6 protein-coding genes are annotated in these 13,183 nt (G+C 65.1%); 4 read left to right on the forward strand and 2 right to left on the reverse strand.

All coding sequences use genetic code 11. The features are described 5' to 3' along the window. Positions 1 to 232 precede the first annotated feature (232 nt). Entirely contained in the window at positions 233 to 6,163 is a 5,931-nt protein-coding gene (uvrA, locus tag PanNE5_RS06445; RefSeq protein WP_261939440.1) for an excinuclease ABC subunit UvrA, read from the reverse strand. Positions 6,164 to 6,435: 272 nt separating this feature from the next. Here uvrA and PanNE5_RS06450 point away from each other — a divergent pair, with 272 nt between their 5' ends. Then, positions 6,436 to 8,103, forward strand: a complete 1,668-nt coding sequence (locus PanNE5_RS06450) for an SH3 domain-containing C40 family peptidase (protein WP_261939441.1) — start codon at positions 6,436 to 6,438, stop codon at positions 8,101 to 8,103. Positions 8,104 to 8,166: 63 nt separating this feature from the next. On the opposite strand, the gene PanNE5_RS06455 is transcribed toward PanNE5_RS06450, so the two are convergent. Further along, a complete protein-coding gene (locus PanNE5_RS06455) occupies positions 8,167 to 8,826 on the reverse strand; it encodes a TetR/AcrR family transcriptional regulator (protein ID WP_017233716.1) in 660 nt (219 codons plus the stop codon). Positions 8,827 to 8,981: 155 nt separating this feature from the next. Between PanNE5_RS06455 and PanNE5_RS06460 the strand changes: the two genes are divergently transcribed. The 3 genes from PanNE5_RS06460 (at position 8,982) to PanNE5_RS06470 (ending at position 13,121) form a co-directional block, all read left to right on the forward strand. After that, positions 8,982 to 10,274, forward strand: a complete 1,293-nt coding sequence (locus PanNE5_RS06460) for an NAD(P)/FAD-dependent oxidoreductase (protein ID WP_261939442.1) — start codon at positions 8,982 to 8,984, stop codon at positions 10,272 to 10,274. 125 nt (positions 10,275 to 10,399) lie between these two features. Beyond that, positions 10,400 to 10,753: a DUF3331 domain-containing protein gene (locus tag PanNE5_RS06465; protein ID WP_174974907.1), complete on the forward strand. Its 354-nt coding sequence runs from the start codon at positions 10,400 to 10,402 to the stop codon at positions 10,751 to 10,753. A 601-nt stretch (positions 10,754 to 11,354) separates the two neighbouring features. Continuing rightward, positions 11,355 to 13,121 (forward strand): ShlB/FhaC/HecB family hemolysin secretion/activation protein, encoded by a 1,767-nt coding sequence (locus PanNE5_RS06470; RefSeq protein WP_410007562.1) that lies wholly within the window; start codon positions 11,355 to 11,357, stop codon positions 13,119 to 13,121. Positions 13,122 to 13,183: the final 62 nt, after the last annotated feature.

A 13,183-nucleotide genomic window follows, 5' to 3' on the forward strand; every position in this document is an offset into this window, starting at 1 on the left:
AATTCATCGTCGACAATTGCAGTCTATTGGCATCGACATGCGCAATAAAGACGATATTCGTCCATATTAAATTGCTGAATATGAAATAATCGGGTTGACTTTGGGCGATTCTGCCCATCTCGGTGCGCGCACACTTACGCGCCCAATGAAAACGGGACGCCATCAGGCGTCCCGCGTCCCCCAGTTGGGATTCCGGATCGCGAGCCCGTGATCGGCGCGCGATGTGGGTCGGCTATTTCGACGTGGCGGCGGCTTCCGATATCGCTGTCGAGGCCCCCGGCGCCACCGTTTGCGCAAGCACTGGCTTGAGTGCGATGCCGGTGTGGCTCGCCGCGACCTGCGTCAGCGCATCGGGTGACGTCGCGGCGACGACCGTCCCGCCGTTCTTGCCGCCCTCCGGGCCCATATCGACGATCCAGTCGGCTTCGGCAATCACATCGAGGTTGTGCTCGATGACGACGACGGTATGCCCGCCATTCACCAGCCGATGGAGCACATGGATCAGACGCGCCACGTCCGCCATGTGAAGGCCGACCGTGGGCTCGTCGAGCACATACAGCGTGTGCGGCGTCTTTTGTCCGCGGCGCGTGACGTCGTCGCGCACCTTGGTCAACTCCGTCACGAGCTTGATGCGCTGCGCCTCGCCCCCCGACAACGTCGGCGACGGTTGTCCCAGCGTGAGATAGCCGAGCCCGACGTCCTGCATCAGTTGCAGCGGATGCGCAATGCTCGGCATCGACGCGAAGAACTCGACGGCTTCGTCCACTTCCATCGTCAGCACGTCGCCGATGCTCTTGCCGCGCCACGTGACGGCCAGCGTCTCGGCGTTGAACCGCTGCCCGTGACAGACGTCGCACAGCACCTTCACGTCGGCGAGAAAGCTCATGCCGATGGTACGCACGCCCTGCCCCTCGCACGCCGGGCAGCGGCCTTCGCCGGTATTGAATGAGAAGCGTGACGCCGCATAACCACGGGCGCGGGCTTCGAGCGTATCGGCAAACAAGCGGCGAATCGTGTCCCAGAAGCCGATATACGTGGCCGGGCACGAGCGCGGTGTCTTGCCGATGGGCGTCTGATCGACTTCGAGCACGCGATCGATGGCCTCCCAGCCGGTCACCGACGCGCAACCGTGCCACGCGTGCACCACAGGACCGCGAGGCTGCGCCGGTGCCGCCGACGTCGCACGCGGCTTACCGTCCGCCTTCACCGCGTGACGCACCGTTCCCTTGCGGGCACGTCGCTCGGCGGGTGACGACAGCACCGAACGCCCCACCGCGTCGAGCAGGTTCGTCATCAGCACGTCGCGGGCGAGCGTCGATTTTCCCGACCCCGACACGCCGGTAATGGCCGTAAGTCGCGCCAACGGCAACGACGCCGTCACGTCCTTCAGATTGTGGAGCGTGGCGCCATGCACCGTCAGCCAATTCGGCGGCACCGCCTCGACGCCGGTCGCAGGCGCAATGACTTCACGGCGTGGATGAATCGGGTGTTGCAACGGTTGCGCCAGGAACTTGCCGGTCAGCGACTCGGGGTGCGAGGCCAGATCGGCGACGCTGCCCTGCGCGACCAGCATGCCGCCACGTTTGCCCGCACCGGGACCGATGTCGATGATGTGATCCGCGCGGCGAATCGTGTCTTCGTCGTGCTCGACCACCACCAGCGTATTGCCCTGATCGCCCAACTTGCGCAACGCGCCGAGCAGAATGCCGTTATCGCGCGGGTGCAGGCCGATGGTCGGCTCGTCGAGCACGTAGCAAACACCCTGCAGATTGCTGCCAAGTTGCGCCGCGAGCCGAATGCGCTGCGACTCGCCGCCCGAGAGCGTCGGCGCCGCGCGATCGAGAGTGAGGTAGCCGAGCCCGACTTCCTCGAGAAATGCCAGACGTCCCTGAATCTCGCTGATCAGATCGCGCGCGATGCTCGCTTCGCGACCGTGCAATTCGAGGCCTTCGATCCACTCGCGCACATCGGTCACGGTCCACTGCGCAACGCCGGAGATCGCGTGCTCGTCGAACGTCACCGCGCGCGCGACGGTATTGAGCCGCGCCCCGTGGCAATCCGGACACGGCTGATCGCCCACGCCCTCCGGCTCCTGCTCCTCCGACGGCAACGAATGCTCGCGCCCCCGGTTGTCCTGATTGAGCACGGTGTCGTCGAACGCTTCGCGCTGCTCGCGCGTGAGCGCCAGGCCCGTGCCCACGCACGTTTGACACCAGCCATGCTTGCTGTTGAACGAAAACATGCGCGGATCGAGATCCGGATAGCTCGTGCCGCACACCGGGCAGGCGCGCTTGACCGAGAACACCTCGATCTGGCCCACGCCTTCGCCCGGTTGCTCGTTGCCCATCGCGTCGCCGAGACCGTCGAGCGGCGCGAGCAGATGCATCACGCCCTTGCCTTGCTCGAGCGCCGCCGCCAGCAGCGTGCGCAGCAAGCCTTCGGTCTCGGGCGTGACGATCACGTCGCCCACCGGCAGTTCGATGGTGTGCTCGCGGAATCGATCGAGCTTTGGCCACGGGTCGACCGGCAGGAACACCCCATCGACACGCAGATGCGAATGCCCGCGCGCCTTGGCCCACTTCGCGAGATCGGTGTAGATCCCCTTGCGGCCCACGACCAGCGGCGCGAGCAGCCCCACATGCTGGCCGCGCCGATCGCGCATCAGTTGCGCGACGATGGAATCGGGGCTTTGCGCCGTAACGGGCGAACCGTCGTGAATGCAGTGTTGAATGCCGAGCTTGACGTACAGCAGACGCAGGAAGTGCCAGACTTCGGTCGTGGTCGCCACCGTACTCTTGCGTCCGCCGCGCGAGAGGCGCTGCTCGATGGCGACCGTCGGTGGGATGCCATACACCGCATCCACTTCCGGGCGCCCCGCCGGTTGCACGATGGATCGCGCATAGGCGTTGAGCGATTCGAGATAACGGCGTTGCCCTTCGTTGAAGAGGATGTCGAAGGCCAGCGTCGACTTGCCCGACCCCGAGACACCCGTGATCACACTGAACTTGCCGCGCGGAATGGCGACGTCGAGCGCTTTCAGGTTGTGCTCGCGGGCGTTGACGATACGAATGTCATTGCCGCCGGCCGGCTTGCGCTGCGCGCGTGCCGCACGCAAGGCCGTTTGCAGCGGCATACCCGGATCAGCGACGGCATCGGCCGCCGCCGCTGACCGGCCGGGCGCCACGATATTACGTTCATAGTCGGCCAGGGCGCGCCCGGTGTGCGACCCCTCGCACGCCACCACCTGCGCGAGCGTACCCGCGCACAGCACTTCACCGCCGCCCTCGCCGCCTTCCGGCCCAAGGTCGATGATCCAGTCGGCCGCGCGCACCACATCGAGATTGTGTTCGATGACGAGCAGCGAATTGCCGCCGTCGAGCAGCTTGGCGAACGCGCGCATGAGCTTGGCGATGTCGTCGAAATGCAGCCCTGTTGTCGGTTCGTCGAAAATGAAGAGCCGACCGCGATGCGCTACCTTCTGTCCGCTCGCCGTCTTCTTCTGCGCCGCTTCCGCCAGGAAACCCGCAAGCTTCAGGCGCTGGGCTTCGCCGCCGGAGAGCGTGGGCACCGGCTGACCGAGCTTGACGTATTCGAGACCCACGTCGACGATCGGCTGCAAGACGCGCAACACTTCGCGATCCGACGAGAACAACTTCACCGCCTCGTTGACGGTCAACTCGAGCACGTCCGACACGCTCAGCTCGCGCATCGCTTCACCGGGCACGGCGCGCTGAATCTTCACGTCGAGCACTTCGGCGCGATAGCGCTTGCCATCGCAATCGGGGCAACGCAGATACACGTCGCTCAGGAACTGCATCTCCACGTGTTCGAAGCCCGAGCCGCCGCATGTCGGGCAGCGCCCGTTGCCGGAATTGAAGCTGAAGGTACTGGCGTTGTAGCCCCGTTGCAGCGCCGCTGGCACGGCTGCGAACAGTTTGCGAATCTCGTCGAACGCGCCGACATAGCTCGCCGGGTTCGAGCGTGCCGTCTTGCCGATCGGCGACTGATCGACGAACACCACGCCCGACAATTGTTCGGCGCCGATGAGTTCGTCGTGGGCCCCCGGGGCTTCGGTCGGGTCGCCGAAGTGGCGCGCGAGTGCCGGGTTGAGGACGTCCTGCACCAGCGTCGATTTGCCGGATCCGGACACGCCGGTCACGCACACGAGCCGCCCAAGCGGAATCTCGACACTGACCTGCTTGAGGTTGTGTTCGCGCACGCCGGTGAGCGTGAGGCGCGGCGTCGCGGCGTCGACCGGGCGCGCGCGCCAGTTCGACGCGTTCGCCACGTGCTTGCGTCCGCCCAGGTAGCTGCCGGTCAGCGTATCGGCATGGCGCACTTCCTCTGGCGTGCCGTCGAAGACGATCTGGCCGCCGCGCTCCCCGGGTCCCGGCCCCATGTCGATCACGCGGTCGGCGGCCAGCATCACCGCCGGATCGTGCTCGACCACCACCAGCGTATTGCCCGCGTCACGCAGGCGATGCATGGCGGCGACGATGCGGTCCATGTCGCGCGGATGCAGGCCGATACTCGGCTCGTCGAGCACAAATAGCGTATTGACGAGCGACGTGCCGAGCGCCGTCGTCAGATTGATACGCTGCACTTCGCCGCCCGAGAGCGTGCGGCTCTGACGGTCGAGCGTGAGGTAGCCGATGCCCACGTCGCACAGATACTTCAGCCGCGTGCCGACCTCTTCCTGCAACAGCTTGAGGGCGTCGTCGAGCAGGCTCGACGGCAACGTGAGCGAATCGAAGAACTGACGCACACGCGAAATCGGCATGAGCATCAGGTCGTGCATGGTGAGGCCGGGCAGCGCTTCGAGCGACTCGCGCGACCACGCCACGCCACGCGGCATGACGCGCTGGGCGGGCGGCAAAACCGCGTCGGCGTTCTCCTTCGAGCCGAGCCGCCAGAGCAAACCCTCCGTCTTCAGGCGAGCACCGCCGCAGGTTTCGCACGTGGTGTAGCTGCGGTACTTCGAGAGCAGCACGCGAATGTGCATCTTGTACGCCTTCGACTCCAGATAGCCGAAGAAGCGGCGGATGCCATACCACTGCTTGTTCCACTCGCCTTTCCAGTCGGAATCGCCTTCAATGACCCACTCGCGATGCTCGGGCGAGAGTTTCGACCAGGGCGTGTCGCGCGGAATGCTCGCCTTGCCCGCGTATTCGAGCAGGTCGCCCTGAATTTCTTTCCACGCCGGCGTCTGAATGGTCTTGATCGCGCCGCCGCGCAGCGTCTTGCGCTCGTCCGGGATCACCAGACCGAGGTCGACACCGATCACGCGGCCGAACCCGCGACAGGCTTCGCAGGCGCCATAGGCCGAGTTGAACGAGAAGAGCGCCGGTTGCGGATCGGCGTAGTGCAGGTCGCTGTCGGGGCAGTGCAGATCCTGCGAATAGCGCCAGATGTCGGGCTCACCTTCGTCGGCCAGCACGTAGACATTCACACGGCCGCGCCCGCGCTTGAGCGACGCCTCGATGGCTTCCATCGCGCGCGCCTTCTCGGTGTTCTGCAGGCGGAAGCGGTCCGCGACGACATCGAGCACCTTGCGCGCGCCGTCTGCCGATGCGACTTCGCGTTCGGCCTGCACGCGCGTGTAGCCCGATGCCGAGAGCCATTGTTCGACCTCGTCGGCCGTGACACTGCCCGGCAACTCGACGGGGAACGTAACGACCAGACGCGGATCGCCGGGCGCGGTGCGCGCCATCAGGTCAGCGTAGATCGTCTCGGGGGTGTCGTGTCGCACCGGCTGTGCCGTCTCGCGATCGAACAGCGCCGCCGCGCGGGCGAACAGCAGCTTGAGGTGGTCGTTGAGTTCGGTCATCGTGCCGACCGTCGAGCGCGAGCTGCGCACGGGGTTGGTCTGATCGATGGCGATGGCCGGCGGCACGCCTTCCACGTGATCGACCTGCGGACGATCCATGCGGTCGAGGAACTGGCGGGCGTAGGCACTGAAGGTTTCGACGTAGCGGCGCTGGCCTTCGGCAAACAGCGTGTCGAAGACCAGGCTCGACTTGCCGGAACCGGACGGGCCGGTCACGACGGTCATTTCACCGGTCTGGAGATCGACGTCGAGATTCTTGAGGTTGTGCTGGCGGGCACCACGAATACGAATGGCGTGGTTGGACGACGGGTCGGGTTTCGGGGATGAGGTATCCACTGGATCAGGGCCGCTTGGTTGACAATGAACAGCGTGACGTCTGACAGCGCGCGTGCGCGCCTCGGGGGAACTACTGTATCAGGCCGATGCGACAGTCGCTGACAGCATCCACGCGTCGCTCGGCTTGACGTGATTGTACTGTATATTTGTACAGCATTCACACCACCCCCGAAGGCACGGCAGCGCCTCGTTGCATGCCTCGCCGCGCGCTTCAATTTCACGCCTGTGTCGATGGAGTAGCATGACGACATCCGGACTCTCTTTCGCATAACATGGGTGCCCTCCTTGCGGCGCGCGGCGTGATCGTGCGTGCCACGTCTTCCGTCGCGCATGTCATGCACATCACTCGGCGCAACGCCTCGAACGCCCCGCGGCGCCCCGTTACCCGCCTTGCCGGCCTCACGTCGCTGCTGCCGCTCGTCGTGCTCGCGGCGTGCGCAGGCGCACCGCAACCGCCCACGGCGTCTCAGTCGGCGGCGGCTGGCACGGCAACGCACTACAACGTCGGCCGCTTCCCCATCGAGCATTACGATCAGAACGTCGATCACTGGATCCGGCCCGATGCGCCCGACTACGATCGGCCGCTGCTCTCCGCGCAGGAGCAAACGCGTCGGTTCGAGGCCTTCCGCGCGCGCTACTTCGGCATCTCGCCGCGCGACCCATCGCCGTGGAACGGTACGTGGCTGTCGACATCGCTGCTCAACGCCGCCGGTGCGCAGCAGATCGCGGATTCGCAAGCGCGGCGCGCCAGACGTTTCGATAACGGCGTGCCCGGCGTTGCCAAGACCTATGGCGAGAACTTCCATGCGCACACGTCGGCGTGGATCCGCGCCATCGAAACCAACATGGCGCTGGCGCAACTCGACGCCGATCAGGCCGGTGGGCAATACGATCCGCGCCGTCGCGGCATCACTGTCGATAACGCGCTGGTACGACAGCTCCCCACGCACGACCCGGCCTTCTACGATTTTCATCAGGCGGGCGAAGGCTATCCGTTCGATGCCCTGCAGGACTCCGCGCTGCGTCCCGGCACGCCGGTCTACACGCTCGCCCGCAGCGCCGACGGTGCGTGGCTGCTCGTCTATTCGCCGGATCTGATCGGCTGGGTCGATGCCCGCACCGTGGCCTCGGTCGACGAGCATTTCATCGCCACGTGGCGTGACGCGGCACAGCGCCGCCTTGGCGCCATCGTGCGCGCCGACGTGGCCTTGGCCGATACGCCGCCCGGCGCGACCGCGCCCATCTACCGAACGTTTGCACCGATCGGCACCGTGCTGCCTGTGATGCTGCGCGACGGGCAACAGATCGCGATGTTCCCCGTGGCCGATCTTCGGCGTCAGGCACACATTCGCACGACCGCGCTCGACGCCTCGACGCTGGTGCCGATGCCATGGACAATCACGCCGCGTCATATGGCGCAGGTGATGAAGCAACTGATCGGGCGTCCGTACGGGTGGGGCAACACGCTGTTCTACAACGACTGCTCGGCAGAAACGCGCAGTCTCTTCGCTCCGTTCGGCGTGTGGCTGCCGCGCCATTCGTCGGATCAGTTACGGGCGGGCGTACGCACCGACCTGCGCGCCGCCGATATCGACACAAGGTTGCGCACGCTGGCCGAGCGCGGCCGGCCGCTGATGACGCTCATCCATATCAATGGCCACATCATGCTGTACCTGGGCAATGCGCAGCGCGACGGCGAAAGCGTGCCGATGACCTATCAGAACGTGTGGGGCCTGTCGCCGGCGGATAACAGTCGTCGCAATGTCATCGGTGGCTCGGTGATCCTGCCGTTGCTCAAAACTTACCCGGAAGATCCCGAGGCTCGCTCGCTCGCGGGCAAGTCGCTGTTTGAGATCAGCGTGATCGGCAGCGAGACCTCGGCAAACGGGGACGCCGCACGCGTACCGAGCACGGATACTCCGGAGGAGATGCCACAGTAAAACGCTCGCCGGCGCGGTGCCGCAAAGCCTATAAGACGCTTGCGCACCGCCTGCGCCGGCGGATCACTGCCGAATCAGCGCCATCGCGCAGTCGAGCACGGTGCGCTTGAGATCGGCCATGCCTTCGGGCGGCAGGAACGGTCCCATCATGTGGCGATACGACACTGTCTTGCTGATGGCCGACGTCAGCATGAAAAACATCACGTCGGCGTCCTGCCCCGGGCGCTTCTGCGCTTCGAGCCAGTCGGCCACGAGCGGCACCATCGCGTCGCGATACGGGCGCACCAGTCGCTGCATGATGATGTCGAGCCGCTCGCCTTCCTCGGTCGCGGCCGTCGAGAAGAACATACCGATGTCCGGATTCTCGAATACGACTTCCACGAACCCCCGTACCGCCTGCTCGATACGCTCGGCAGGTTCCAGCGGCGCGTGCCGCAGCGCCAGCGTCTGCTCGATCATCGAGCGCGTGAGCGTCGCGATCTGATCGACGACCGCGATCCACAGGGCCTCCTTCGAGCCGAAGTGGTGCGAGATCAGGGCGGCGTCGACCCCGGACGCCTCCGCGATCTGCCGCACGCTGCTCGCATAGAAACCGCGCTGCGCAAAGATACGCCGCGCGTTAAGCAACAACGCGTCGGCCCCATGCGAGCAGTTGCACGTGGGACGCCCACGTGTGCGTTTGCGGGGCGGTTCAGCTTGCGAGACGGCTTTGTTCGGAGTCATGGAGCAATGGGTGGGTCGAGTTCGCGACAGCAATGCGCCAAGTCTACCCGACCCTAACGCCTCTGCCTGCCCAGGCAATTGCCATTTGACACGCCGGGGCCACGCTCGCTATTATGCGCTTATTCATCACTTGTTGAATTTGGCATTTCCCCCAAATGTCTCGTGCAAACCGAATCGTGATTGTCGGTGGCGGTATCGCCGGCCTGAAGCTGGCAACGCGGCTGGGCCGCACGCTCGGGCTGGCCGGCACGACGCATGTGACGCTGGTCGACAGTCACCCCACCCATCTTTGGAAGCCGATGCTGCATACCGTGGCGGCAGGCACGCGCGATGTCACGCATACACAAGTGACGTATCTCGCCCATGCGTGCGGCAATGGCTTTACGTATCAGGCGGGGCGCATGTGCGGGCTGGATAGAACGCGCCGGGAGGTTGTGCTCGGGGAGATGGACGCGCCCGACGGCTCGCGTTTGTTGGGCGAGCGTCGTGTGCCATACGACGCGCTCGTGCTGGCGCTCGGCTCGCAGGCCGACGATGCGTGTCTGCCCGGTGTGCGCGACGTCTGCCATTTCATCGACAGTCAGCCGCAGGCCGAGGCATTTCAAGCGGCATTGCGATGTGAAGCGCTGCGCAGCGCCGTGAACGACGACGCGCTGCGTGTCGTGATCGCCGGTGGCGGCGCCACGGGCGTGGAACTCGCGGCGGAGCTGAGCCGCACGTTCGCGCTGGCGGCCGGCTATGGCGATCCGCGCATTGGCGAGCGGCTGAAGCTCACGCTCGTCGAGAGCGGCCCGCGTTTGCTTGGGGCGTTTCCGCCGGAGGTGTCCGAGTCGACGCAGGCGGGGCTCGAGCGCCTGGGCTTTCGCGTGCTGACGGACACCCGCATTGTGTGCGCCGACCGCGACGGTTTCTATCGTGACGACGGCCAGTTGATTCCTGGCGACCTGCTCGTGTGGGCGGCGGGCGTGAAAGCGCCGGACGTCTTGCAGGGCATTGGCGGGCTCTTGACCAACGATGCCAACCAGATCGTGGTGCGTCCAACGTTGCAGACGGCACAAGACGAGCGAATCTTTGCGCTGGGCGACTGTGCGTCGCTCGTGCCCGCGAAGGGCGAGTGCCCGTTGCCGCCAACGGCCCAGGTCGCCACGCAGCAGGCGGCGCATCTGGGCCGACATCTTGGCGCGTGGTTTGAGGGACGCGCGATTCCGCCGTTCGTCTATCGCGATCCTGGCGCGTCGGTCTCGCTTTCCGGCTACAACGCGTTTGGTGCCCTTGGGCGATTCGGCTTTTTCAAGGGTGGCATCGTGCGCGGACGCTTCGCGCAATGGAGCCACGCCATGTTGTATCGGCGCCATCAGCATGCGCTGCACGGGTTCGCCCGCGCGACGGTGCTGTTGGGCGCCGAAAAACTCGGCGGCCTTCGCGGGCCGCGCACCCGGCTGGCCTGACCATGCGAAGCGACCGAACTCACTGCCCCAAACGAAGCGGTACCCACCGCGATGCCTGCACATCCCCGACGTCCGCGACGTCACGGACTTCGCGCACGTCGCGCGCCGCGCCGCGCGATCAAGGCGTGTGGCAACACACCGTGGCGATGCTCGATGCCGAACCGGTCGTGTGCCGGCCCGTCATTCCCTACACGCGCCGCGCGCCCATCGTGCGTGTGCTGGAGATCTCCAGCGAACTGACGATCACCGTGTCGTGGAACGACGCCATGGGCGGCAACTACGGTGCACAGATCTGGCGAATTCGCCGGGCGAATCATCCTGGTGTTTGCGCGTTGACGGGCGAGACGATCGACGTGGGCGACTTCGTCTATCGGCCGCTGTTCGGCGATGTGCCGCCGCTCAATGTCGACGCGATGATATTGGCCGAGCCCATTCGTGCCATGCGCGAATCCAGCAGCCGGGAACTCGAACCGGCATAACACCGCGACTGACAACCCCGTATGGATCGGCCGCCGGGGTATTTGGTGCGAAGTCCGCGCGCGCCTCAAACACGGTGCGCGCACACGCCACGAGCCCGACACTCGATCCTTGATTCGTCGCGGTCGACAATCTTCCTGTCCCGTTGAACGACGCTCCGCACTCAGCGGAGCTTCGCCGCCCGGCGAAGCGCACAACGCCGTTCGCCCCCCGTTCCGCGCGTCCTCCCCTCATTCCGCCCTTCGTCAACCGAACGCCGCTACCACCGCCGCCTTTCGGGCGACATTGACGACCGACGCGTTCTGACGTCGCGCCCGACGCATCCAGACTCGAAAATTCCCGACCAGAACAAGAAGTCTGTTTTTGACTTAACCATTAGTCTTGCTAACGTTTTTCGTTGAACCACCGCCGCACTACCGCGGTGAAGTCCAACGTCTCAATGCCCCCTCGTCACGTTCAGTGACATCCCACTCCGGCATCGCCGTTATCTCCCCACGCTGCGTAGATCGATTGCGCGTTGGCGCGAGTGGCTGCCGTTGATGACGATCCACACGTCGACCGTAATTCGCTCAATCCGCACTTTGAAATCGCCGCAAAGCCCTGATGCCGATCACCAAAACGAAAGCCGTGCTGCTGGCCTGTTCGCTGTTCGCGATGGCGGCGCAGGCGCAGCAAACGTCCGCACCCACCCCCGCCGACACGGCGGCCGCCGCCCGAACAGGCGTCGAGCAAGACCAGTTGATCCAACAACAGCGAGAGGCACAACAACGCGAGGCGGCGGTCAGCGCGCCATCGGTACGCTCAACACGTGACGATGCGCCTGCCTGGCCTGCGCTACCCAACGAGACCCCATGCTTTCGGGTCGACACATTCGTCTTTGAAATCCCGACGACATCGCAAGAGACCCTCGGGGCAACCGCTGCCGAGACGCAGTCGCTGGGCCGATTTACGTTCGCCCGGGATTGGGTCGGGCGCTATGCCGGCGCCTGCATAGGCAAGCAGGGATTGGACGCGCTTGTCAAAGGCCTGCAAAAGGTCGTCTTAAGTCGCGGCTACCTCACGACGCGCGTGCTACTGCCTGAACAGGACCTCGCGAGCGGTACGCTCCGATTCGCGTTGATCCCCGGCGTCATCCGTCAAGTGCGCTTTGCCGATCCAGCGCTGCGGGGCACGTGGAAGAGCGCCTTCCCGACGCGTGACGGCGAGTTGCTGGATCTGCGTGATCTCGAGCAGGGTCTCGAGCAGATGAAGCGCGCGTCGAATCAGGACGTCTCGATGCAAATCGTGCCGGCGGATCTGCCGGGCCAGAGCGACGTTGTGCTCGATGTAAGGCGCACCAAACCCTGGACCGTCGTGGCGTCTGTGGACAACGCCGGGTCACGCGCAACGGGTCAACTGCAAGGCAGCCTCTCGGCCGGTGTGTACAACCCGCTCGGCCTGAACGACATCTTCAATGTCGGGGTTTCACAGGATCTGCTGTTCAAAGACCACGATCTGGGCTCGCGTGGCTGGCATGGGAGCTACGCGATTCCGTGGGGCTACTGGAGCGCAACGCTCGCGGCCTACACCAGCCGCTACTACCAGCGAATTGCGGGCGTCAACGAGACGTTCATCGCAAGCGGCAACTCGAAGACGCTCGACGCCACGCTCAGCCGCGTGCTCTCCCGCAGCCAGAACCACGTGTTTGGCACCCAGCTCCGGCTGTCGCGCCAGTTCGGTCAAAGTTTCATTGAAGACATCGAGATCACACAACAGCGACGTAACAACACGCTCGTCGAGTGGGGCCTGACGGATCGGCACTATTTCGGTGCCGCGCAACTCGATGCGGCGCTTGCGTACCGGCAAGGAATCGGCGCGCTCGGTGCGCAGGATGACCTTCTCGCGGCCTCGGGAGGCCCGACTTACCGCTATCGCATGGCCGTGCTCGACGCGAACCTCGCCGTCGGCTTTGCCGTGGCGCAGCAGCCGATTCGCTACGTGACGACCTTCCAAGGCCAATACACCGGCAACACGCTTTACTACATCGACAACCTTTCCATCGGCAGCCGCTACACCGTGCGGGGCTTCGACGGCGAGACGATGCTCTCGGCCGCGCGCGGATTCTATTGGCGCAACGAGCTTCAGGTGCCGCTCGGTCAGACCGGACAGTCCGTGTACGCGGGACTCGATTACGGCCGGGTCTGGGGACCGCAACCCGTCGCGCAAGACGGCACACAGCTCGTCGGCGCCGTCATCGGTCTCAAAGGGAGCGTTGCCACCCGCTTTGGCGGCTACGGCTACGACGTGTTCCTGGGCACACCGATCTACAAGCCATCCGGTTTTCCCACAGCGCAAGTCACGGTCGGATTTCAACTGACCGCCCAACTTTGAGGCTTCCAGCGCATCGGGGTGGCAAGCCGATCCGCATCGCGATGACGGTATCCGCATTCCAT

Source organism: Pandoraea sp. NE5, assembly GCF_024363545.1.
Lineage (GTDB): Bacteria > Pseudomonadota > Gammaproteobacteria > Burkholderiales > Burkholderiaceae > Pandoraea > Pandoraea cepalis.

Coding starts and splice junctions, on each gene's coding strand:
- PanNE5_RS06450 (WP_261939441.1), top strand. CDS start 6,436: ATGGGTGCCCTCCTTGCGGCGCGCGGCGTGATCGTGCGTGCCACGTCT.
- PanNE5_RS06455 (WP_017233716.1), bottom strand. CDS start 8,826: ATGACTCCGAACAAAGCCGTCTCGCAAGCTGAACCGCCCCGCAAACGC.
- PanNE5_RS06460 (WP_261939442.1), top strand. CDS start 8,982: ATGTCTCGTGCAAACCGAATCGTGATTGTCGGTGGCGGTATCGCCGGC.
- PanNE5_RS06470 (WP_410007562.1), top strand. CDS start 11,355: ATGCCGATCACCAAAACGAAAGCCGTGCTGCTGGCCTGTTCGCTGTTC.